The organism is Synechococcus sp. Nb3U1 (assembly GCF_021533835.1).
Classification (GTDB): Bacteria; Cyanobacteriota; Cyanobacteriia; order Thermostichales; family Thermostichaceae; genus Thermostichus.
Map to the genome: position 1 here is coordinate 122,818 of NZ_JAKFYQ010000003.1, position 21,736 is coordinate 144,553.

The following is a 21,736-nucleotide window of genomic DNA, read 5'->3' on the forward strand; positions in this document are numbered from 1 at the left end:
CACTCGGTGCCTCTCTGATTTGACAGATTCTCCTGCCAAGTTGAGCGTTCTGGTTCCAGCTTTATTACCATCTCATCTGCCGCTCCATGTCCTGGGGGATCCCTAGACCCTTCTCCTCAACGGGCTGCGGATCCCTCAGCCAAGCATACCTCTTTCGTCACTTTCGGAAATTTCGATGAGTTTACATCATTTCAGCAAAATTTCCGACTACGAGAAATCAAGTCTTTCTCCCAACTTGACAGAAGAGGCGTATGGTGCCTCCAGTTACCTTATTGCGGATACCACTGCTCTCGCCAGCCGCGCATTTGATCGATCTCCGCCTGTTGGCTGGCCAAAATCGCCTCCGCCAACTGGCGAATTTCAGGCCGTTGGGATTTTTCTAGGGCCTCTTCTGCCATGATCACAGCCCCTTCATGGTGGCGGATCATCGCCTCGATAAAGCGCAAATCAAACCAATCGTTGGCAGATCCCAAATCACTATCCATGCGCATATCGGAGAGTCTTTCCGGGGTCATCGCCATCATGTGCCCCATCTCCTCATGCCACATCAGCGGATAACGGGGTGCCTCTGGGTACCAACTCGGCCGCCAAGCCTGCATTTGCTCAATTTCTTCGCTTTGGGCCGCCAAAATCGCCTCCGCCAACTGGCGAATTTCAGGCCGTTGGGATTTTTCCAGGGCCTCTTTTGCCATGATCACAGCCCCTTCATGGTGAGGAATCATGGCATCGATAAAGCGCAAATCAAAAGCTTCATCTGCAGGGCCCAAGCTCATCGCGTGAGTCCCATGGACAGAGGGATCCGCATTTTTCACATGAGCAGCCGATTCTGCTCTTAAACCCATTCCAATCTCCGCAAGGGCAACCACACTGGTCAGGATCAGGCCATAGGCTGCTTTGTTCCGGATCATCGGTCACCTCCAACTGACAACAACACAGAGCCCATCCTAAAGGTTTCAGCCGACTGGAGAGTCAAGCACTTCTGCTATCCTGGCATCCATCCCCTCGGGATCCTTTTTCTCTGGGAGCACAGGTATGACCGGCCAGGTGATTACCATCGACCATCCCCTGGTGCAGCACAAACTCAGCCTCATGCGCCGCGTTGAGACCACCACCGCCGAATTTCGGGCCCTGATGCGGGAGATCAGTCTGCTGATGGCCTACGAGGTCACCCGCGATTTGCCCCTCAAACCGGAATCGATCCAAACCCCAATGGCTTCGATGTTGGCGCCGATGCTGGCAGCAGAGAAAAAGTTGGTGCTCGTCTCGATCATGCGGGCTGGACAAGGGATCCTTGACGGCATGTTGGAGCTGATCCCGGCAGCACGGGTAGGGCATATCGGCCTATACCGGGATCCCCATACCCTGATCCCCATCGAGTACTACTTCAAGGTGCCCACTGATATTGAGGATCGGGAGGTGTTGGTGGTGGATCCGATGTTGGCTACAGGCCATTCAGCCACTGCAGCTGTTCTCCGTCTGCGTCAGACCCGCCCCAAGTCGATCCGCTTTGTCTGTTTGGTGGCTGCCCCAGAAGGGATCCAACATTTCCATGAGCAGAACCCCGATGTACCCATCTACACTGCCGCAGTGGATGACGGCCTAGATGAGCACGGCTACATCATCCCCGGCCTGGGGGATGCGGGGGATCGCCTGTTTGGTACCCGTTGAGGTGGCTTGAGGTTGACTCTGAGGCAGAGGTTAGGAAGCTGGACTGGCGGACAACAACTGTTCTCCCTCCAGCATGCGAGCGGCAGCGCTGAGTAGCTCCTCTTCCAGATAGGGTTTGGTGAAGTAGGCGGTTGCCCCCAGTTCCCGCGCCGTTTGCCGGTGCCGTTCGGCTCCCCGTGAGGTGAGCATGGCCACAGGCAGACGGTTGAGGGTACTGTCTTCCCGTAGACGAGTCAGCAACTCCAGTCCATCCATCCGCGGCATTTCGATGTCGCAGAAAATCAGATCGCAGGGCAAACCACCCCGCAGCTTTTCCCAGGCATCCTGGCCATCCCGGGCCTGTTCCACCCGGTAGCCCACCTTCTGGAAAGACATCGAGAGCAACTCGCGCACCGTAATCGAGTCGTCCACGATCAGCACCGTGGTTTGGTGCACCTCTTCCGGTGTGGGTTCATCATCCCGATGATCCAACCAGAAGCGGTTCAGATCCCGACGACGACCGTGGGCCATATCCACCAGCTCGATGATGTCGGCAATCGGCAACACCCGCCCGTTCCCCAGCACCGTCGCCCCGGAAATACCCGGCGGCTTGGCCACAGGCCCGCGCAGTTGCTTGATCACGATTTCCTGCTCTTCCACAAAGCTGTCTACCTGCAGGGCAACATACTGGCCAGCACTTTGCAGGATGACGATGGGGATGATGCCCTCATCCTGGCTGATGCTGTAGACCTCAGAGCGGCTGCGGTTGTGGCTGCGGCTGTAGGCCAACAGATCCGAGAGGGGTTGGAAATGCAGGCGTTGATCCCGCCAGGGAATGGTGGGCCGCCCTTGCTCGTCCATCTGCACTTCGTCGGCAGGAATATCCAGCATCTCCTCTACCCCATCGAGGGGGAAGGCCATCAGGGCTTTGTCGCTGACACAGACCATGGCTTTGGAAATGCTCAGAGTGAGGGGCAGGCGGATGGTGAAGGTGGTGCCTTTACCTTGCACAGAATCCACCTGAATGCTGCCGCGCAGTTCACTGATGTTGCGGCGCACCACATCCAGACCGACACCTCGTCCGGCCAGATCGTCTACCTCTCCCTCGTCACGGGCACTAAAGCCAGGGTTGAAGAGGATGTTGAACACCTCGTCTTCATCCGCTTGCTCCGACAGCAGGCCCAGCCGTTGGGCTTTGGTTCTCACTTTGTCCACCGGGATCCCACCCCCATCATCCGAGACGACCATAATGGTTTGGTTGCCTTGATAGAAGGCTTTGATAGTGATCTTGCCTTCGGGGGATTTGCCGGCACGGCGGCGCTCCTCAGGCGGTTCGATCCCGTGCACTAGGGCATTGTTCACCAGGTGGGTCATCGGGTCATAGAGTTCTTCGAGGATGGCCTTGTCGATCAGGGTGTCGCGCCCCTCTACCACCAAGTTGGCCTGCTTACCGGTCTTGATGGAGAGATCTCGAATGGCCCGGGGGAGCCGGTCGGCAATTTGCGAGAAGGGCACCATGCGCGCCCGGTTCAAGCCCTCCTGGAGCTGAGTGGTCACTTGGCGGAACTGGCGGGTGATCTGCTCTGCCTCGTCCACCGCAAACTCAATATCCGAAGACGACTCCCTTACCCGCACGATCAACTCGATAATTTCTTGAGCCAGGGTATGGAAGGCCGTGAACTGATCCATCTCCAACTTGTCGAAGTCTTGGCCGGAGGAGTGACCACTCCTGTTGTTAGATCCGCCAGATCCGCCTGGCTTGCCTTCTCCATAGCGACCGGAGCCAACAGTAACCGCGCCGCTGTAGGCGGAGCTACGGCTGGAAAACAAAGCCGATTCCAGCAAAGAACGGTCATATTGATCCCGCATTTGCTGGCCCAAATCCCCCAACTGCTGTACCCGTCCCAAAAGGCCATCTAGGAACTGGCGCAGACGCGTTTGGTTTTGCTCCATGCTGTTGCGGTTGACCACCAACTCTCCCACCAAGTTGTTGATGGAGTCGAGGTGGCGCACTTCCACCCGCATCACCGGGTTACTAAAGGCAGGGGTTCGCCGGGTGCTGGGGGCTGTCACCGCTGGGGTTGGTGCGGTAACCGGAGCAGCAACGGTAGGAGTCGGTACTGATGCGGCAATCGGGGCTTTGGGAGCTGTGCCCAAGTCTCCCAACAGAGATTCCAGTTGTGCCTCAAAATCGATTCCAACATCACTGGTGGCCACAGGTTCTGGGGCAAGAACAGGCTCTTCAAGGGTGGCTGTTGGCTCTCCTTCATCGAAGAGGGCGGCCAAATCATCCAAGCGGGGGCCGGAGTCGAAGTCCAAGTCCTCTATCTCTGCTTCTGCCGCCAGGCTGGACTCACTGGCAAAGAAGTCATCCTCGGCAAAGAGTCCGGCCAATTGGCTTTCCAAATCCACCTCTGCCGGAGCAGGGGGGAGTTCTGGTTCGGGCATAAGCGCTGCTGCGGGGCTGTCCAGTTCTTCGCCAAAGCTCGTAACGGCCTCTTCCTCGGCGAAGAACTGACTCAATTCGTCCAGATCAACTTGCCCATCCCCATCTGCATCCATGGCCGAGAGCGAGGGATTGGTCTCCAGATTTAAGCCTTCGGTATCCGCCTCATCCGTAAACAGGGCATCGAGGCGGTCGAAAGAGGCTTCGGTAGAGGCGGCAATGCCTCCCAAGTCGGTGGACTGCGGTTCCACGAGGGCCTCTTCTTGGGCCGGGAACATGTCTTCCAGCAGACTCCAATCTGTATCGCCCGCGCTGACTGGTTCGGGAAGTTCTGCCGCCGCGGATTCTGGTGCGCCCCAAGCCCAAGCCTCAGACAAGTCTGACAAGTCTGACGGAGGCACCTCGAGCGTAGTCTCTGGGCTCACTGTCTCCTCTAGGTCATCACTAGAGAAGAGATCACCAAAGCTAAGCTCCGCTTCTGTGTCTGCTGTGGGCGGTAGCGGCATCGAGTCCTCTGCGAGAACAAAGGAGGCTTCTTCAGATTCACCAGATTCAACGGGTGTCTCTGGTTCTGTCCACAGGCTGTCTGGGGGTGCGGCAAACTCCTCCAAGCGGGGAAAAGGCTCATCTGCTAGGAAGTCTTCAAACTCGGCTGAATCTACCGATTCTGGGGTGGAGAACAGGGAATCGGCTTCCCCTGCAGGTGTGGAAAAGAGCTCTTCTAGACTTTCCTCTTCCGCATCGAGGGCTAGAGTATCGGAGAACTCCACCTCCTGAGATCCTGTCTCTGCCGGTTGTGAGAAATCCGAGGCCAAATCCTCCCAATCCGATAGCTCGGCAGGGGGAGAAAAATCATCCAGATCCAGGCCGGCAGGAGGTTCGGCCAAAAAGTCTGCGGCAGCATTTTCAAGATCTGACTCCAGATCTGAGGGTTTTGCCCCCCAAAGCTCGGCTCCGAACTCTGCAAATTCAAAACTGGATCCATCCGAGCCCAACAGATTTGCCTCTTCAGCCACACCTTCTGGAGCAAGTTCCTCCGCCGATTCTGCCAGCAAATTTGCCAGGGATCCGGTGGCCTCCTCGGCTCCGGGGGTGAAACCGGGCACCTCACCCATCCACAGGTCAAAAGCATCCTCCGGTGCGGCTTCCTCGACGGATCCCTCGGAAATGAGGTCGGATGCAGGCGCTGGCTCAGCAGAATAGGTCAGAAAATCTAGCGCCGACGGGGAATCCTCAGCGGGAGGCTCTGTCCAGGTGGATAACGCCTCTGCTGCAGACGACGGGGAAAGATCCCAGGACTGACCGGTCTCCTCAGCCCACTCCAGCTCTGGGGGTTCTGCCGGTAAAGACTCCGCCACCGCTTGATCCACCACTTCTGCAAACAGATCCGACAAATCCCCTTCGGCTTTCACCTCCTCCAGCCGTTGGCTCAGATCCTCGAGATCTTGCGAGAAAGGCTCGGGGGAGGGTGCGAGCAGTTCCGGTGGTGGTTCTTCGATACCAGAAAGCTCTTCGGCATTGGCAAACAGATCGTCAAAGGCAGTGGAGGCTTCCTCTTCCAAACCCAAGGGGGTGGGGTCAAAGCCTTCTAGGTCAGAGGCTAAGCTGATCTCCGGTTCACTACCCAGTTCGGGTGGGGTTGCGCCCAAACCAGAATCTGAGGAGGGATCCCAATTCCCCCACAGATCCTCGGCTTCGGTTTCCCCAGCAGAAGCAATTTCCGGCTCCCATCCCTCGCCAGGGCTAACTGCATCTGGCCAGCTCAGATCCAGTTCCGCCTCCCCCATGTCTGGGATGAACAGGTTGCCTGGGGCAGCGCCCTCTTCCAACGTCCACTCCGATTCTGCACCAGATGGTTGCTCCTCCAACAACAGATCCCAAGCGGCTTCTACACCCTCGGTTTCCGGCAACGCACTCTCTCCGATCCAATCCCATTCGGAGGATCCCTGCGATAAGTCGCCGCTGGCGCGAACGGGAGTCTCGGGGGCTTCTTCTAAAGGCTCGGGTTCCCAGCTCAGGTCAGAGCTGAAACGCTCTTCTGGAGGGATCCCGGCAGCCGCCCACTCCTCTGGTGCACCAATGCCATCGGGTTCTGGGAACAGAGGTTCTGGCTCTGCCGCAACCTCAGGTTCTGGCTCCCCAGTCAGGCCGAAGTCGAAGGCTTTGAGGGTTTCTGGCTCTTCAAGGGCTACTGGAATAGGACAGAAGGCCAATAGCTCAGCGGAAGGCTCAATGCTGCTTGCCGTGCCACTGCCCAGCGATTGGTGGGCTTGCTTCAGATCCCGCAATACTGGCAGCGCCAGTTGGCGCAGATCCTGGCCGGGATCCGCCAAAATTTCACCAATCAGACGGGTCAGAGAAGTCCACCCCCCCACGTCTAGCCCTGAGGACTGTCCCAGATCGTGCAAAGATTGCGCCAAGGTTTGCAGCGCCGGTCGAGTTGCCGGATCGTCGGGTCGTTTGAACAGATCCAACATCTGGCGCAGCAAAGGAGGGATCTGCTGTTGCACCAGCACCTCTAGAGGAGCCAAGGGTGCGCTGGGGGCTGCGGGTTGAGCCAATTGTTGCAATTCTGCGGAAGCGGCTACCTGCTCAGGTCTGCCTTCCAAAATTAATTGTTGCCCCTGTTTCAAGTCCCGTAGGGCAACCAAGGCCAAAGTGCGCAGATCTGTGTCGGGGTTTTGGAGCGCTTGCCCTACTGTTTCTGTTAGCTGTTGCCAGCCGGTGAGGGCATGGGTCTGGCCAATCTCTGTCAAGATGCTGTTCACTTGGGCCAATCGCTCCCGGATATCTGTTTGATCCCGCTGCTTGAACAGATCCAACATCTGACGTAACCGTTGCGGCACCACCTCGGCCATATCCTGTTGGAGGGTGCGGGCCACCGCTGCAACCACAGGAGCCGGGGTGGGGGTGGGAACGGATCCCTCGCCGAGGAGGTTTTGAATATGCTTTTCGGTTTCCTGAAAAACAGGCTCCAACTCTGCCAAGGTTGCGTTGCCCACTTCTTCAGTCAGGCCCCGAGGACTTTGCAGCTCTTCTAAAAGCATCGACAGACTGTCGAAAGCCCGTAACAGTAGAGTTTCCAGGTGTTGATCCACCGGCACTCCGCCCGGATGGGAGCGAAAGATGTTGAAGAAATCCTCCATACGGTGGGCTGTCCGCTGGATGCTGGTCAGGCCGAGCATGGCGGATCCCCCCTTGATGGAGTGAGCGGCCCGAAACAGCTCATTGATCAGCTCTGGGTCATTCATGCTGTCCCGCAGGCTGAGGAGCACTTGTTCGATCGTTGTCAGGTGATCCCGGGCTTCTTCAATGAAATAACTTAGGATCCGCTTCTGTGCTTCTTCGTTCATGACAGGAGGCCCTTCCTACAGCCCACAGTATTAATCAGTAGTAACAGATCAGACAGATTGAAGCTCGTTTATGCGGAGATTTAGGTGCGCCATGCAACAAGGATCCCTGGATAAAAAGGGCTAGACCCCCTCTATTGAGATCCTTCTCCCTAGAATGCCCTCAAAACGGTAGAATTGCTCATTCATCCCCAACCCGGAATCGACCTACCGAAGTTTGCAGCTCACGAGCGATACTCACCAACTGCTGCAGCGAGGCGGCCACCTTTTGAGACTCTTTTGAGGTCTCGTTGGCGGTCAGCTCCACCGATTGCATCACCTGCGCCACAGAACGGGAGGTTTCCGTCTGTTGCACGGTGGCCTGAGAAATGGCCCGCACCAACCCATCGATTTGCCGACTGACGCCAATGATCTCGTCCAAGCTGTTCTTGGCCTGCTCGGCCCGCCGAGTGCCCTCGATCACTAGCTGGGTGCCTTCCTCCATAGCCGTCATCACGTTGCCGGTTTCCGACTGGATCTGCAACACGATCTGCTCGATCTCTTTCGAGGCTTTTGCAGCCCGGTCTGCCAGTTGGCGCACCTCATCGGCCACAATGGCAAAGCCCCGCCCCGATTCCCCGGCACGGGCAGCCTCAATACTGGCGTTCAAGGCGAGCAAGTTGGTGCGGGAGGCAATTTGAGAGATCAAGGCGACGATCTTGGAAATTTCCTGGGAGGATTCCGCCAATCGCTTCACCTTACGGGTGGTTTCCGCCACGGTTTCTCGGATCTCTAGAATGCCGCTCACGGTGCGATCCACCGCTTCTCCCCCTCGGGATGCTGCTTCTGTTGCCTGTGCAGTCACATTGGCTGCCTCACGGGCATTGCTGGCCACCTCTTGAATAGAATCCGTCATCATTTGAATGGAGTTGAGGGAGGTGGAAATATCCTCCGCCTGGCGCAAAGCATCAGCAGAAAGGCTGCGAGCAAAGTCCTCATTTTGGAGAGCCGCATCATTCACGGAGGTGGCGGCGCGTTTCACCTGGCTAACAATATCTCGCAGGCTGCGGATGGTCAGGTTAAAGGAGTCGGCAACGGCCCCGAGTACGTCAGCAGTCACTTCTGCCCGTACGGTGAGGTCGCCTCGAGCGGCACCTTCCACATCGTCTAGCAGGCGGATCACCTGGCGCTGTAGGTCTTCCTTGGCCTGCCCCTGTTCGGTGGCCCGTTGGTTTAACTCTGTGAAGTTGGCTTCAATGGCTGCAACCATTTGGTTGAAGCTGTTGGCCAGGCAACCCAACTCGTCATTGGCACCGGCTTTGGCCCGTACCGAATAATTCCCTTGCGCCAAAGTAGCAAAGTGGCTGGCCAATTCATTGGTGCTGGAGCGAATTTGCTTGGCATTGTTAGCGCCAAGCAGTACCCCTGCCCCTGTACCGATAACTCCACCCCCAATCACGCCCCCAATCAGGCGAGCACCCCCACTGGCCGGGATCCCGAGGCCGATCACCAACCCAGCGGCCAAACTGACGGCCCCTTGAATCAGTGCCATGGCCAACTGCTGATCGGCGATCGGTCGATTGGAGAGGCCGGAGAATACCCCGGCTGCCTTGGCCGTCGGAATCGGCATGGAGGAAGTCGGTGTCCGAGGTTGCGAACTGGAGGTCGTCCCTGCACTCACTCCAGCCATCGAGGTCATATCACCGGCTTCACCTTCATCCCCGTAGAAAATATCCATCTGCCCACTGCCGTCCATATCGGCGATCTCTCGATCCAGGCTGTCGAGTTCATCAATGTCAAACAGAGTGGGGCCAGGGCTGGCTGTGTCTTCTTCGGGGGCAGGGATCGGCTCGCTCATCGGGGCGGCCAACTCTGTGGGTAGGCTCTCTTCCAGGGATCCCTCATCTCCGAAAGCGGGTAGAGAGAAACCCATCTGATCCGGAAAATCTTCGCTACCGGCCACCTGAGTGATGGACTCGCTTTCCATCGCCTCGAGGGGCTCTTGATCGAACTCATTTAGGAAGGCAAAATCGTCATCGGTCACGCGATCTTCTGGTTCTTCCACAATCGGTGGTGTCAGCAGAGAGCTTGGCTCAAAAGATTCACCAGAGGGATCCGGCATCTGTAGCCCAGTCTCAAAGGGATCCTCAAATCCTTCTTCTCCAGCGAAGATATCCTCATCAGTTCCCACTGGGAAGGGATCCCCTCCAAAGGGGTCGGCAAAAGGATCTGGCGCAGAAAAGTCCTCCGATCCCTCTTCTATGCCCTCAAACTGCGGGAAGGGATCCCCTTCCGGAAACCCATTTGGATTGGAGAAGACATCGGACGTGGAGAAATTCTCCTCCTGAAGGCTCTCCATTGCTTCTGGATAGGGCATATCCGCCAATTCCGGCGCCATTTGCAACAGCTCATCCAGGCCTTTTTGCGCCGACTGCAACTCATCCGGGCTGCTGGAGGTTTGCAGAATGATGTCGTAGGTGTGACGAGCTTCAAGCAACTGACCCGCCTGCTTTTGAGCAGAAGCCAGCAACAGCTTGACAGCAGTATCCTGCGGCTGAGCAGCGATCACCTGGTTGAACAACCGCACCGCCTGGACGTAGTCTCCTTGCCAAAATGCGGCCACCGCATCGGTGTAGTCTCTTCGATTGTTCGCGCTCGAAACCATGGATCCTCCCTTCACTGCTTCGTTACCTCTGTTCGCGCTTCAACACGGATTCAACGGAACTCTCCTCAACACCCATACCCCAGAACCTCTCGTGGTATATATGAGTTATATCCCCAGTGTGTTCTGCGGCCTCTGCTCTCCCAACCTCTGGCAATTTACCTGACAATTTACTTTTTACTTTTTGCGACCTGTCGAACGCTCCGTTGGGGAGATCGGGGAGGGGGCATCCTCGAGAACTGGATGACTCCCATAGAAGATTAGGTAATTTCAGCTTTTCCCCTCTCCAAAATGGTTCAATCTGATCGTTTGATACGAACTATACACCCTCTCCCCACCGACACTTCATCACCCCCAATGATTAGATCTCAGGATGGCTGACTGATCCAGCAATGGCAAGGTTGACCCCGTCTCGGCCACCATCCATTCCCCCCGCAAAAAGGGAGCCATAGCTTCGGGAGCCGTGAAGGCAGGCCGTACCGATTCGGTCTTCAGCCATTCCATGCCCACAATTAAATCCACAGCCAAGCCCATGAGCAAATCTTGTTGCTCCATGACCGCCACCACCGGGAGCTCAGTGCGATCCACATTCAAGGGTGGGCTAATTCCCAAAAACTGCCCGAGATCAGCGACCCAAATGATTTCGCCCCGCAAATTGAGGGTGCCTAGCAAAACAGGTGCCACATTGGGCATGGGGGTGATTTTCTCAGGCCCAATGCTCATCACCTCCACCACCGAAACTGCTGGCAGAGCAAATTGTTCTCCAGTCGTCACCTTGAACTTCAGGAATAGCTCCCCTTCTGGGGCCTCCATTTCCTGTAATTCTTGGGTCTCATCCCCTATTAATAAATCCAGATCCCCCAGCATGGTGCTCCCCCGCGTGATGGTTTGATGCATATTAGCGGCCCGCTTATACCCTTCTCCAAAAGTGCTGGAGTACAGCGTGCCTTGCGGGCATCACCGGAAGGGATGGGTAACGGGCGGTTCTTAACCTCTCAATAATTGTTTAATCGTACCTACTAATTCTTGAGGCTGAAAGGGCTTGGCAATATAGGCATCAGCCCCCTGCCGGATCCCCCAGTAGCGATCAAATTCTTCCCCCTTAGAGGAACACATCACAATCGGTGTGTTTTGGGTCAGAGGATCGGCTTTGAGGCGACGGCACACTTCGTAGCCATTCATGCGTGGCATGACAATATCTAGCACGATCAAATCTGGCCTGTCGCCCTGCACCGCTTCTAGGGCTTCCAATCCATCCCCAACAACGGTCACCTCCAGCCCACTCTGCTTCAGCAAGTTGCTGATCATCTCCCGCTGAGATTGGCTGTCTTCTACAACCAAAACGCGACTCATTTCCGGTTGATCTCCCGCAACTGGTTTTTGATGGTAGCTAGTAATTCCTGAGGTTTGAAGGGTTTGGTCACATAGGCATCCGCCTGGTTGCGCTTAGCCCACTCGATGTCAAAGGCCTGATCCTTGGTGGAACACATGACGATGCGAATGTGCTTGGTACTTTCATCTCCCTTCACTTCTCGGCACACCTCGTAGCCATTCATACGCGGCATAACCACATCCAGCACCACTAAGTCCGGCTTTTGCTGACGGATAGCATCCATGGCCTCTACGCCGTCCATGGCTGTCGAGACTTCCAACCCACTGTCGGAAAGCAGACTAGAAATGGTCTCTAGGTAGGTACGGTTGTCATCCACCACCAGCACTTTACTCATCGTTGTCTTGCTCCTGTTGTTTTTGGCACCCCACCCGTTGCGCCTGCTTCGATTGAGACCTGGTATGATCTCGCTCCAGCTCCCTGATGCTAGGTTGGCTGTGCTACCCCTATTGTTTCGATGGGGTTACCCTTCTGTCCAGTATTCCCTCTTTGGGAGGGTTTGGCTGCCACTTCTTTGACTCACTGTTGCTTACTCATTAGGGCTGCGTTTCGGAGGTGGGCCTACATAGGATTCAACAATGGTCAGTAATTCCTTCTCAGCGAAGGGCTTGCTGAGGAATTCGTTAGCTCCGGCCATGCGGGCTTTGATGCGGTCGGTGAAGCCATCTTTGCCGGTCAGCATGATCATGGGGGTTTGGCGAAATTGGCTGGACTTGCGCAACATGGCACACAGCTCGTAGCCGTCCAATTTAGGCATGGCCACATCGCAGAGGATCATGTCGGGGTTGAGAAGAAACACCTGCCCTAGGGCTTTGAGAGGGTTGCCGATGGTGGTCACCTGATAGCCCTCGTTCTGCAAGATAAACTCCACGGTTTTTTGGATGGCCATGGAGTCGTCGATGCAGAAGATGTGGCTGGGTTTGCCGCTCAGGCTGACGGGACGACTGGGTTTAGGTTCTGCAATCAGGATAGGTTCTGACAGTTGAATGGCCCCCTGCCGGACATAGGGGTAGATGGCTTTGGCTACAGTCAGGGTATCTCGACCGAGGTAACGCCCCATTTGACGGATGCTGGTTTTGCCGTTTGACCACTCGCTCAGGGCCTTGAAAACAGGGGCAGGCAGATTTTGCTGCAGGGGGGTGGGGTTGAGGAGGGTGGGGGCTTGGTTGGGGGTTTGGATGTAGGGGTATAATTTTTTCCACTCCTGCACTTGCGTCACAATCTCCGTCAGTAGCGGGGTAACGGGGAAGGTGGTTAGCTGAGGGGCTAACGGGGATCCGGCCTCAAAAATAAAAGAGCCGTGGTGGAGGCTGAGCAGATCGAAGAGGACTTCCCGCACCATGCTCAGGAGGATTTGTTTGCCTTGGCTGGGGTTGAGTTTGTGGTTTTCGAGTAAAGACCAGAGGCGGTTGTACTCGGGAGCGTTGACGGCGGCCTTGTGGGGGATCTGGATTTGGTCGAGGGCGGCTTCTACCTTGAATCGGTGTAGGTAGTCCCGCAGGCGGGTGATGTTGCCTTCAGTGTCGGAGGCGTAGATGATCCGCCCGTTGAGAAAAAAAACAAACCAGTAGGCGGAGGGGCTGGCCTCCACGAAAAGCTCCCCGGTGCGCTGGCCCAACTCGATCAGCTGGAGGATGCTGCGGATATCGATCTCTTGTAGTTTCCCCTGCATGGGAGCCCTGCCTAAAGTCCAGCGAGATATGACTATTATGCCGTTAGTCTTCTTAGTGCTATCCCAAACTGCGGTGGATTGGGCCGTTTCTGCAGAAAAGACTTGGAGTTTGCTCCGTTCCAATCCTCCGATTCCCACTGGGGTGGCCGCTGCCGGTCGCGGGATCCCGGCGGCTGTCACAATAGAAGGGATCCGAATCTGTTGCTCCCTTTCTTCTGTAAAGTCTATGCTCCTGTTTCTCTCTGCCTGGGTACTTGGCCCATTGCTGGCGATCTATACTCTTCTGTTTGTACTGCGCATCTTTCTGTCTTGGTACCCGCAACTGGATACCGCCCGACTGCCTTACGCTCTGGTGATTGGGGCAACGGAATTTCTGTTGCGGCCCACTCGCAAGTTGATTCCACCTTTGGGGGGAGTGGATATGGCCCCTGTGGTTTGGGTGGGCTTGGTCACTTTACTGCGGGAGGTTTTGCTGGGTCAGCAGGGGTTGCTGACGATGGCTTTGCACTGAAGAATTTGCATTGAGAATGCTTGAGGGGTTTGCAGAGCCCACCAGTCTGGGCTGGGCTGCTCTGCCATTTTTGGGAACCCCGTTGCGGCTATTGGGGCACTGGGATCCCACTTACCCCCAACTGGTGGCGTCGGCTGGGGTAATCGGCGAGGCTCACCGACAGCGCCCGGGATCCGGCCAGGCTGGAAGCGGGGATGCGGATGGTGCCCTGAAACACCTGACCATTGGGGGGAAGTTCTCCGGGCAAGCCTTGGGTGAGGGCATTGATCGCCCGGCCATTGTCGTCAGTGATGTTCATGAAGCTGTAGAGGAAGCGCACCGTCTCCGCTGAGTTGTTTTGCATGGCTACATTGAGAACCACCTGACCTCCTTCTCGACGGGCGGAGAGCACCTGCATGGAAACCTGTCCGCTAGCGGCAATTTGCTGGGGTGGGGGGGTGGGAATGATCGGAGGGGGTGTCGGAGTGGGAGGGGGTGTCGGAGTGGCGGCAAGCGGTGTGGGTGGGGGCGTGGGAGCTTCCGCCAGTTCTGGGGAAAGGCTAGGGGTTGGAGTGGGGGTGGGTGTCGGGGTTGGGGGGGGCGTTGCGGTCACCAGGGGGGTTGGGGTGGGAGCGGGCTTGAGGTTGGCCTCGGCTTCGGCAATCACTTGCGCTTCATTCACCAGAGGTACCGTGCGGGGATCCCGTGCTTCGCCTGGGGCGGCAGCACCGTCGGAACTGACAACGGGAGAAGAGACCCCCGAGAGGGCTCGTTGGCCAAATAGATAGCCTAGACAGGCGCTCAACACCGCTGTGAAGAGAAACGCACTCAGCCAAAACAACACCCCAGAGAGTGTGGAGGCGAGATCCCGCGATGGTGTGGCTTGGCTCCTCAACGGACAACGGCTCCTGCTGCTCAGACTGCTTTACCCATGATACGAAAGGTTAAGGAGCCTGAGGGTTGAGGGGGGTGGAGTTTTTGCTCTGTTGCGGACGGGTCTGTAGAGTGGTGCTATCCAAATTGGGCAGTCGATCCCCTAACCACCAACCCGGATCCTCCCAGGTGAGGGATCCCAGCCATTTTCTGGCTTGATCTGCTAGAACCAAGCCCAGCAAAACTGGGGCAGTGGTCAAGCTGAGGGCAAGATGGATCCAACCAGCAGTGGGGGACTGAGATGCCGCTTTCGGAGCCTGGATGTCCTGGATATTCTGCATGACAAGGCTTTCGCTACTCTATGTAAACTCGTTCCCATCCTAACCCCCATGCCGATCGTGCTTATCTGTGGCCCGGCTCGCTCCGGCAAAAGTCGTCTGGCCGAAAAGCTGGCGATGGCTTCGGGTTTATCGGTGATGTATCTGGCTACTGGGCCTAAAGCTGATCCGGTGAGGGATCCGGAATGGGCAGAACGGGTGCAACGGCACCGGCAGCGACGACCGTCCAGTTGGAAAACCTGGGAAACAGGCCTGGATTTGAGTGCAAAACTAGAGAAGTTGCCGCAGCCCTGTTGTGCTCTGGTGGATTCCTTGGGGGGCTGGGTGGCCCAGGGATTGGACTATTCTCCCTCAGAATGGGATCCCTGGGTGCAGTCTTTCCTGGCCCACCTAGAGGGCTTTGCCGGGTATGTGATTTTGGTGGCGGAGGAGGTGGGGTGGGGGGTGGTGCCCGCTTACCCGATGGGGCGCTTGTTTCGGGATCGGCTGGGGGAGTTGACCCAGAAAGTGGGGGTCGTGGCGGATCAGGTCTTTTTGGTCACGGCAGGTTTTGCCCTGGAGATCAGCCGCTTGGGGATCCCGGTGGATCAGGTGTGGCAGGTGTGGGATCCCGGTGATCCAGAGCTGCGATAAGCTGCAAAAGGCCCCATGGCGAGAAATCCCTGGCTCTGTTCAAGGTTCATAAATGCTCGCATAGCTGTGAAATTGTGCCCATCACCCTTTACCTTTCTGCCAAAGCCATCCAAACCCTGGATTTGACTCCGGGACATGAGTTGATGCAAACCGTGATGGCGGATCCCGCTCGGGCCGCCCAACAGGTGCAATGCGTGATCGACTACCCGCGTAGCCCTGAAGATCCACGGGAGTTGTCGGAGATCCCGGAGGTGCGCCTATGGTTCATCCGTTGGGATACGATTTATCCCTGGTTGCCCTACTTCCTCGATTGGCGACAGGGGGAACTGGCTCGCTATGCCGCGATGCTGGTGCCCCATCAATTTAATGCCCGTGAAGGGATCCTCTATAATCCAGAGGCGCTGGAAATCTTCGTTTACCAAAAACTGTTTGTGCTGATGCGCTGGCTGAAACAACAGCAGTTGGGCTCGGTTTCCACGCTGCGGGATATGGCTTTGGTGTTTGGCTTCGAGATCCAGCCGCAGTTTTTGGCCCTTTGGGATGCAGAGACTCTGGGTGGAGAAGCATGAGTGTGCTGATGGCGGGCACTTGGGTGGGGCCGGGGATCCCCAGTGTGACGGAGGTAGCTCAGGCTTGGGTCTCTGGCTCTCAGCGCTCCTACCACTGGCTGAGGGGGGATCCCCTGCCTTCAGAAGTGCATCTGCGGGAGCTTTGGCAGCAGATCTCGACATTGAACCACGAAGGGACGGCAGAGCCTCTGCTGGTCTTGCTGGGTAGCCTTGCCGATCCGATCGGGGCGGGACAAACCTGGGCGGATCTGTCTCGAGCTTGGAATTTGCCGGTCTTGCTGACGCTGCCGAGGGGGTCGGCGGCGAGCCAAGCGGTCGCCTTTGCGGCGTTGCTGCACCAAGCTCAGGCCCGCTGTTTGGGATGGGTTCTGCTCGGTGAGCCGAGGTTTGGAGGTTCGACGGCTGCTGGTGGAGTGTTGGGATCCCGGCCAGACTTTCCCGCCTCTACGGTTCAGGATCGCCGGTCTTTGGAGCTAGAAGATCTAGAAGATCTGAATGAACTGGATTCAGCCCTGGCCACGTACCTGGAAGCTCAATTGGGGATCCCGGTGTTGGGACGTATGGATCTGCGGGGGCAGATCACCTGGGATACGGATTCTCTAGCGGCAATGGGCTATATCTAGGGCTATACCTAAATGACTCTGTTGCCTTCCTCGTCATCTGTTGGGGTGCTGCCATGACCTCCTCTGTCCTTTCTCCATCCCCGACTGTCCAGGGTTTAACGGAAGCAGAACTGCGCCGTCAGCTGGCGGCCTGCTATCGGCTGATTGCCCGTTTTGGCATGGATGATCTGGTTTACACCCACATTTCCGTGCGCCTGCCGGGGCCAGAAGACCATTTTTTGATCAACCCCTTTGGCTTGTTGTTCGAGGAGGTGACTGCCTCCAACCTGGTCAAGATCGATACCGATGGGCAGATTGTGGAACCTAGTAACTGGCCGATTAACCCCGCTGGCTTTGTTATCCACAGCGCCATCCACAGTGCCCGTCCCGATATCTGCTGCGTGCTGCACACCCACACCACTGCTGGAATGGCGGTTGCCGCTTTGCCCGAAGGGTTGTTGCCGATCAGCCAATTTGCCATGCAGTTTTATGGCCATCTGGCTTACCACGACTATGAAGGCCTTGCCCTCGATTTGGCGGAGCGGGAACGGTTGATCGCCGATCTCGGATCCCATCACAGCCTGATCCTGCGCAATCATGGTCTGCTTACCGTCGGGCGCACCATTCCGGAAGCCTTCGTGCGCATGTACTACTTGGAACAATCTTGCCGCATTCAGATCGCGGCCCAGTCGACCAACTCTAACCTGCTCATCCCGCCCGCCTCTGTTTGTGAGCATACCGCCAGGCAGTTCGAGCGGGGGGGAGGCCCGATCGGGGAACGGGAATGGCAAGCCCTGATCCGCAAGTTGGATCGTGAGGATCCCTCCTACCAGGATTGAACTGGAACCACCCGCTTCCTTATGGGGTTGGGATCCCGTCTAGCTGCGGTAGACCCGATACACCGGCAGGGTGAAATGGAAGCTGCTCCCCTTACCTGGGGTAGACTCTACCCAGATTTGCCCATAGTGAGCTCGTAAAATCCGCCGACAAAGGGAAAGCCCAATGCCATAACCTTCCTGCTGTTGATCCCGCGACAGGCGTACCGAGTCGGAGAAGATGTTCTCTTGGTCGGCTGCCGGGATCCCTGGGCCTGTATCGCTAACGGTGACCTGAACTTTTTGGCTGGTACGGTGCAGGACGTTCAGACGAATGGATCCCTGGGCAGGGGTATATTTGATGGCGTTATCCAGCAAATTGAACAAAACCTGGCGAATCTTATCGCCATCCACTTGCACTGAAGGCAAATCCACAGGAATATCCGCCTGGAACTGCAGTTGTTTGCGCTGCATCCGCGGCCACAACTCCTCGATCACCGATTGGCAAAGGCTGGGCAACTGGATTTCTACAGCTCGAATGGTTAGCTCCGATGTCGTACCCCGGGCAGACTCCAGGATGTCGGTGATCATGCCATCCATTTTGCGCAGTTGCTGGCGGGCATGGTCGAATAGTTGCTGCTCCAGCTCTTCATCCAGGGATCCCTCACGCCCTTGTTGTAAGGTTTCTACCGCTAGGGCTGTAGCGGTTAGGGGGCTGCGTAAATCGTGAACCAGCATCGCCAAGATACGGTCTTTGAAATGAAGCTGCTCCCGCAATTGTGTCCGTTCCTGTCGCAGCAGGAACACCTCTTCCGACATTTGCAACAGGGCTTCGGTAGTGGGAGGTGTAGGGGTGGGATCCTGCCCGGCATTCTCTTGATTAGAGACCAAGGCCACTTGCCCTTGCCAACGGGGCCACCACACCTCCAATTGCGTAGCCAAATCTCCTCCAGCCAGTACCTGAGCAGGCAAGGGTTCAGCCTTTACCAACGCCGGGGTAACCACCAGTTTGTAATGCTCCGCCAGATAGGGGTGATCCTCTAGCAGCACGACTTCCAACTTAGCAGGGTATTGACCCGCTAGCCCTCGAATGTGCTGACGTAACTGCTCGGCAAGATCAGCAATACTGGCTCGATTCTTGGCAAACAACAACAGGCGGATACCCGAGCGAGTGGAAGCGCGATCTAGCGAAGTTTGCATAGGCCAAAACCGAAAGGGCCAAAGATGAGTGTGGGGATAACAGTACCTGAGGTGCCTGGAAACCGGGGATCCCTCCCCATCAGACTCTTCTCCTCCTTGCTAACATCTAACCTTAGGAAAAGCTTAAGAAGTGTCATCGAATGTAATGAAGAAAACAATCTTGCCTCCGTCCGTTGGATTGGCCAGATGCAGCAGATGAGAAAACTAGTGAAACAGGTAAGCCAGCCCCACCAAGATTGCCACCAACCCGATTGAGGTGAGGGCAAAGTGCAGCAGGGAAGTCTTACCTTTGCGCACCATGTTGCGCATGGCCAGACGGGTATAGCTGGGTTGAGGGGCCGAGGTCTCAGGGACAGAAACGGGATCAGCAGAGGAAGGCTGCGACATCAGAATGCCTGAGGCAACAACTTAAGGTTACCTTTAGGCTAGCTCAAACCGCCCACCAGATAAAGGTGCGCCCTATCTTGACACTGGTGGAAGTCCCTACTATGGCTCGCGGTGATAGGGCCGATGGTGGTGGGCTTCAAAGCCTTCCGGCTTCAACACTCTGGCTTCTCCTTGCAACAGCCCACTCACCCCCAGAGAGCCTTGTGGGATCCGGGCCGGTTCCACATAGTCCTGCGGTTCCTCATAGGCCACGATCAGTCCTTCATAATTGCGCAGCACAACCCGATGGGATCCCTGACTGAGGATGTAGTTGGGGCCAACCGGCACCTTGCCTCCCCCTTCCGGTAAATCCACCACGAAAGTGGGCACCGCATAGCCGCTGGTGTGGCCGCGCAAGCCTTCGATAATTTCGATCCCTTTGGAGATAGAGGTGCGGAAGTGACCGGCCCCCTTCACCAAGTCACACTGGTAGAGATAGTAGGGACGCACCCGGTTCTGGACAAGCTTGTGAACCAGTTGCCGTTGGATCTCGAGGCTGTCGTTGATCCCGGCCAGCAACACACTTTGGCACCCCAACGGGATCCCTGCATCCGCCAGTTTGGCCAGCGCCTCGCTCAGTTCGGGAGTGATCTCCTTGGGATGGTTGATGTGTACATTCAGCCAAAAGGGGTGATGGCGGCGCAGCAGGGCACAGAGATCGGCGGTGATCCGTTGGGGCAAAAACACCGGCACACGAGTGCTCATGCGTACAATCTCAATGTGCTCAATCTGGCGGAGTTGGCCGAGTAGGTACTCCAGCAAGGCATCGGAAAGGGTAAGGGGATCCCCGCCACTGAGCAAGACATCCCGCACCTGCGGGGTACGGCGCAAGTACTCTATCTGCCGATCCAACTGCTGCTTGCTAAACGCCTGCTGCGGATCCCCTACCATGCGGCTGCGGGTGCAGTAGCGACAGTAGCTGGCACAGTGGGTCGTCACCAACATCAACACCCGATCCGGGTAGCGGTGCACCAAACCGGGCACAGGGCTGTGCTCGTCCTCCGCCAGACTATCTACCCGCATCCCCTCAAAGGCTTGAAATTCCCGGCTGAGGGGAATCACCTGCCGACGGATCGGACAGTGGGGATCCACCGGATCGATAAGGCGGGCAAAGTAGGGGGTGATATCGACACGAAACTTCCTCTCCTGATCCAAAGCCTCCTTTTCCTCCGGTGTAAGCTGTATCAGCTGTTCCAAATCTGCGCGGGAGTTGAGGCGATGCCCCAGTTGCCAGTGCCAATCCGCCCACTCAGTTAGCGGCACTTCTGACCATGGATTGGGGATGGCAGCTTGGGGAACAGCGGTGGCTGGCATAAAAGCTTGTGTTACTTTGGATACAGCTGCTTTGCGGATTAACACGGAAGCACTAGCTTCAGCATAATCGTTTTCGCGCCCACTTTCTCGAGTGGCTTCTTAATTGAACTTTTGTTAAATCAGACGGACGACTCTTGGGTGGGTTTCCTACAAGAATACCTTTGTCCTTAGGAGATTGTAGGAGAATGCTCTAGTGATATGCTCTGCTGATATGCTCTGCGTCAGTGATTAGCGTTGCTCTATGGGCCGCTACAGGCGAACGCGCTCGGGTGCCCTTGGCGTAAAGGACTGTGAATCGTCCTGGCTTGCCAAGATTATCTTTTAGGTTCTGATGTGCAAGTACAAGGCATAATCCTTTAGAAGTTATCGCTATCTCGGCATAGCTCCATCTTCTCGGGTTAAAGTCAAAGGCGTAGCTTCCAAAACCTGTCTACTGAGCTGTGTCTCCCCAACGTCTGCTGTCCACCTACCCGAATTGAGGTTAGAGATCAATCATGGCAAAAATTGTCTCCATCCACTCCTATCGAGGTGGGACTGGGAAGTCCAATACAACAGCCAACTTGTCTGCTCAAATCGCCAAGCAGGGCAAACGAGTGGCTGTCATCGATACGGATATCCAGTCCCCTGGAGTTCACGTGCTCTTTGGACTGGAAGAGGACAAGACAGGCCACACCCTGAACGATTATCTCTGGGGAAAATGCCGCATCGAAGAAGCTGCCCATGATTTGACCCCCAAGGCCGCCAAAGCAGCAGGAGGCACCCTCTATTTGGTTCCCTCCAGTGTCAAGGCTAGTGATATCGCCCGTATTCTCCGCGAGGGCTACGACGTCGGTATGCTCAACGATGGCTTCCAGTCCTTGCTCAAGAAGTTAAAGCTCGACTACCTGTTCATCGATACCCACCCCGGCCTCAACGAAGAAACGCTGCTTTCTATCACTATCTCGGATGTCCTGGTGTTGATCCTGCGCCCAGATCGGCAAGACTTCCAAGGGACAGCCGTGACGGTGGATGTGGCTCGCCGTCTTGAGGTTCCCAACATGTTGTTGGTGGTGAACAAAGTGCTCACCTCCTTCGATTTCGCCAAAGTTAAGCAGCAGGTGGAGTCCACCTACAATCTGACGGTGGCTGGAGTGCTTCCCCTTTCAGAAGATATGGTCAAATTGGGCAGTGCTGGCATTTTTAGCCTTGAATTTCCCGATCACCAATGGAGCAAGACGATTCAGCAAATCGCCGCCTACATTCTTCGTTAATTTGCATGGCCAATTGGGATCCCAGTTCACCCTCAGTCTGTCTGGGATCCAAGTCTTTCTTCTTCATTAAATCTTGATTT

19 protein-coding genes are annotated in these 21,736 nt (G+C 56.4%); 7 read left to right on the plus strand and 12 right to left on the minus strand.

The annotated features are described in order from the left end of the window. Positions 1-269: 269 nt before the first annotated feature. Positions 270-908 carry a DUF305 domain-containing protein gene (locus tag L1047_RS14985; RefSeq protein WP_235279805.1) on the minus strand — a complete coding sequence of 213 codons (639 nt, stop codon included), beginning with the start codon at positions 906-908 and terminating at the stop codon, positions 270-272. A gap of 124 nt (positions 909-1,032) precedes the next feature. Between L1047_RS14985 and upp the strand changes: the two genes are divergently transcribed. Continuing rightward, complete coding sequence (gene upp / locus L1047_RS14990) at positions 1,033-1,668, plus strand: uracil phosphoribosyltransferase (protein WP_235279806.1); 636 nt, start codon at positions 1,033-1,035, stop codon at positions 1,666-1,668. A gap of 30 nt (positions 1,669-1,698) precedes the next feature. On the opposite strand, the gene L1047_RS14995 is transcribed toward upp, so the two are convergent. From L1047_RS14995 to L1047_RS15020, 6 genes are all read right to left on the minus strand, one after another. Continuing rightward, positions 1,699-7,446, minus strand: a complete 5,748-nt coding sequence (locus tag L1047_RS14995; protein ID WP_235279807.1) for a response regulator — start codon at positions 7,444-7,446, stop codon at positions 1,699-1,701. A gap of 178 nt (positions 7,447-7,624) precedes the next feature. Then, the gene (locus L1047_RS15000) at positions 7,625-10,087 is read right to left on the minus strand and encodes a methyl-accepting chemotaxis protein (protein WP_235279808.1); all 2,463 of its coding nucleotides are present in this window, start codon (positions 10,085-10,087) and stop codon (positions 7,625-7,627) included. A 345-nt stretch (positions 10,088-10,432) separates the two neighbouring features. Continuing rightward, entirely contained in the window at positions 10,433-10,951 is a 519-nt protein-coding gene (locus L1047_RS15005; protein WP_443081737.1) for a CheW domain-containing protein, read from the minus strand. A 120-nt stretch (positions 10,952-11,071) separates the two neighbouring features. Beyond that, complete coding sequence (locus L1047_RS15010) at positions 11,072-11,437, minus strand: response regulator transcription factor (RefSeq protein ID WP_235279810.1); 366 nt, start codon at positions 11,435-11,437, stop codon at positions 11,072-11,074. After that, the gene (locus tag L1047_RS15015) at positions 11,434-11,811 is read right to left on the minus strand and encodes a response regulator (protein ID WP_235279811.1); all 378 of its coding nucleotides are present in this window, start codon (positions 11,809-11,811) and stop codon (positions 11,434-11,436) included. Before L1047_RS15015 ends, L1047_RS15010 begins: the two co-directional genes overlap by 4 nt. 192 nt (positions 11,812-12,003) lie before the next feature. After that, positions 12,004-13,146: a response regulator gene (locus L1047_RS15020; protein ID WP_235279812.1), complete on the minus strand. Its 1,143-nt coding sequence runs from the start codon at positions 13,144-13,146 to the stop codon at positions 12,004-12,006. Positions 13,147-13,372: 226 nt separating this feature from the next. Here L1047_RS15020 and L1047_RS15025 point away from each other — a divergent pair, with 226 nt between their 5' ends. Next, positions 13,373-13,657, plus strand: a complete 285-nt coding sequence (locus L1047_RS15025; protein ID WP_235280096.1) for a YggT family protein — start codon at positions 13,373-13,375, stop codon at positions 13,655-13,657. An 88-nt stretch (positions 13,658-13,745) separates the two neighbouring features. Here L1047_RS15025 and L1047_RS15030 read toward each other — a convergent pair whose 3' ends face one another. Both L1047_RS15030 and L1047_RS15035 read right to left on the minus strand, forming a co-directional pair. Next, positions 13,746-14,531 (minus strand): hypothetical protein, encoded by a 786-nt coding sequence (locus L1047_RS15030; protein ID WP_235279813.1) that lies wholly within the window; start codon positions 14,529-14,531, stop codon positions 13,746-13,748. A gap of 49 nt (positions 14,532-14,580) precedes the next feature. Continuing rightward, complete coding sequence (locus L1047_RS15035; protein WP_235279814.1) at positions 14,581-14,850, minus strand: hypothetical protein; 270 nt, start codon at positions 14,848-14,850, stop codon at positions 14,581-14,583. 48 nt (positions 14,851-14,898) lie between these two features. Here L1047_RS15035 and cobU point away from each other — a divergent pair, with 48 nt between their 5' ends. The 4 genes from cobU to L1047_RS15055 all read left to right on the plus strand — a co-directional run bounded on the left by cobU (position 14,899) and on the right by L1047_RS15055 (position 17,490). Further along, positions 14,899-15,480: a bifunctional adenosylcobinamide kinase/adenosylcobinamide-phosphate guanylyltransferase gene (cobU, locus tag L1047_RS15040; RefSeq protein ID WP_235279815.1), complete on the plus strand. Its 582-nt coding sequence runs from the start codon at positions 14,899-14,901 to the stop codon at positions 15,478-15,480. Positions 15,481-15,554: 74 nt separating this feature from the next. Next, positions 15,555-16,049, plus strand: a complete 495-nt coding sequence (locus L1047_RS15045; protein WP_235279816.1) for a CRR6 family NdhI maturation factor — start codon at positions 15,555-15,557, stop codon at positions 16,047-16,049. Then, complete coding sequence (locus tag L1047_RS15050; protein ID WP_235279817.1) at positions 16,046-16,672, plus strand: hypothetical protein; 627 nt, start codon at positions 16,046-16,048, stop codon at positions 16,670-16,672. The genes L1047_RS15045 and L1047_RS15050 overlap by 4 nt, the downstream gene beginning before the upstream one ends. A gap of 53 nt (positions 16,673-16,725) precedes the next feature. Further along, positions 16,726-17,490: a class II aldolase/adducin family protein gene (locus L1047_RS15055; RefSeq protein WP_235279818.1), complete on the plus strand. Its 765-nt coding sequence runs from the start codon at positions 16,726-16,728 to the stop codon at positions 17,488-17,490. Positions 17,491-17,529: 39 nt separating this feature from the next. On the opposite strand, the gene L1047_RS15060 is transcribed toward L1047_RS15055, so the two are convergent. The 3 genes from L1047_RS15060 to ablA all read right to left on the minus strand — a co-directional run bounded on the left by L1047_RS15060 (position 17,530) and on the right by ablA (position 20,406). Beyond that, a complete protein-coding gene (locus L1047_RS15060; protein WP_235279819.1) occupies positions 17,530-18,666 on the minus strand; it encodes a histidine kinase in 1,137 nt (378 codons plus the stop codon). A 204-nt stretch (positions 18,667-18,870) separates the two neighbouring features. After that, positions 18,871-19,053 (minus strand): DUF3285 domain-containing protein, encoded by a 183-nt coding sequence (locus L1047_RS15065; protein ID WP_235279820.1) that lies wholly within the window; start codon positions 19,051-19,053, stop codon positions 18,871-18,873. A 99-nt stretch (positions 19,054-19,152) separates the two neighbouring features. Continuing rightward, a complete protein-coding gene (gene ablA / locus L1047_RS15070) occupies positions 19,153-20,406 on the minus strand; it encodes a lysine 2,3-aminomutase (protein WP_235279821.1) in 1,254 nt (417 codons plus the stop codon). 494 nt (positions 20,407-20,900) lie between these two features. On the opposite strand from ablA, the gene L1047_RS15075 reads away from it, so the two are divergent. Beyond that, on the plus strand, positions 20,901-21,656 hold the full coding sequence (locus L1047_RS15075) for a MinD/ParA family ATP-binding protein (RefSeq protein WP_235279822.1): 756 nt from the start codon (positions 20,901-20,903) through the stop codon (positions 21,654-21,656). The last annotated feature ends 80 nt before the right edge of the window (positions 21,657-21,736 follow it).

What these genes read in the sequence shown, in the direction of transcription:
- L1047_RS14985 (WP_235279805.1), bottom strand. Translation starts at nt 908, where the DNA reads ATGATCCGGAACAAAGCAGCCTATGGCCTGATCCTGACCAGTGTGGTT.
- upp (WP_235279806.1), top strand. Translation starts at nt 1,033, where the DNA reads ATGACCGGCCAGGTGATTACCATCGACCATCCCCTGGTGCAGCACAAA.
- L1047_RS14995 (WP_235279807.1), bottom strand. Translation starts at nt 7,446, where the DNA reads ATGAACGAAGAAGCACAGAAGCGGATCCTAAGTTATTTCATTGAAGAA.
- L1047_RS15000 (WP_235279808.1), bottom strand. Translation starts at nt 10,087, where the DNA reads ATGGTTTCGAGCGCGAACAATCGAAGAGACTACACCGATGCGGTGGCC.
- L1047_RS15005 (WP_443081737.1), bottom strand. Translation starts at nt 10,951, where the DNA reads ATGCTGGGGGATCTGGATTTATTAATAGGGGATGAGACCCAAGAATTA.
- L1047_RS15010 (WP_235279810.1), bottom strand. Translation starts at nt 11,437, where the DNA reads ATGAGTCGCGTTTTGGTTGTAGAAGACAGCCAATCTCAGCGGGAGATG.
- L1047_RS15015 (WP_235279811.1), bottom strand. Translation starts at nt 11,811, where the DNA reads ATGAGTAAAGTGCTGGTGGTGGATGACAACCGTACCTACCTAGAGACC.
- L1047_RS15020 (WP_235279812.1), bottom strand. Translation starts at nt 13,146, where the DNA reads ATGCAGGGGAAACTACAAGAGATCGATATCCGCAGCATCCTCCAGCTG.
- L1047_RS15025 (WP_235280096.1), top strand. Translation starts at nt 13,373, where the DNA reads ATGCTCCTGTTTCTCTCTGCCTGGGTACTTGGCCCATTGCTGGCGATC.
- L1047_RS15035 (WP_235279814.1), bottom strand. Translation starts at nt 14,850, where the DNA reads ATGCAGAATATCCAGGACATCCAGGCTCCGAAAGCGGCATCTCAGTCC.
- cobU (WP_235279815.1), top strand. Translation starts at nt 14,899, where the DNA reads ATGCCGATCGTGCTTATCTGTGGCCCGGCTCGCTCCGGCAAAAGTCGT.
- L1047_RS15050 (WP_235279817.1), top strand. Translation starts at nt 16,046, where the DNA reads ATGAGTGTGCTGATGGCGGGCACTTGGGTGGGGCCGGGGATCCCCAGT.
- L1047_RS15055 (WP_235279818.1), top strand. Translation starts at nt 16,726, where the DNA reads ATGACCTCCTCTGTCCTTTCTCCATCCCCGACTGTCCAGGGTTTAACG.
- L1047_RS15060 (WP_235279819.1), bottom strand. Translation starts at nt 18,666, where the DNA reads ATGCAAACTTCGCTAGATCGCGCTTCCACTCGCTCGGGTATCCGCCTG.
- L1047_RS15065 (WP_235279820.1), bottom strand. Translation starts at nt 19,053, where the DNA reads ATGTCGCAGCCTTCCTCTGCTGATCCCGTTTCTGTCCCTGAGACCTCG.
- ablA (WP_235279821.1), bottom strand. Translation starts at nt 20,406, where the DNA reads ATGCCAGCCACCGCTGTTCCCCAAGCTGCCATCCCCAATCCATGGTCA.
- L1047_RS15075 (WP_235279822.1), top strand. Translation starts at nt 20,901, where the DNA reads ATGGCAAAAATTGTCTCCATCCACTCCTATCGAGGTGGGACTGGGAAG.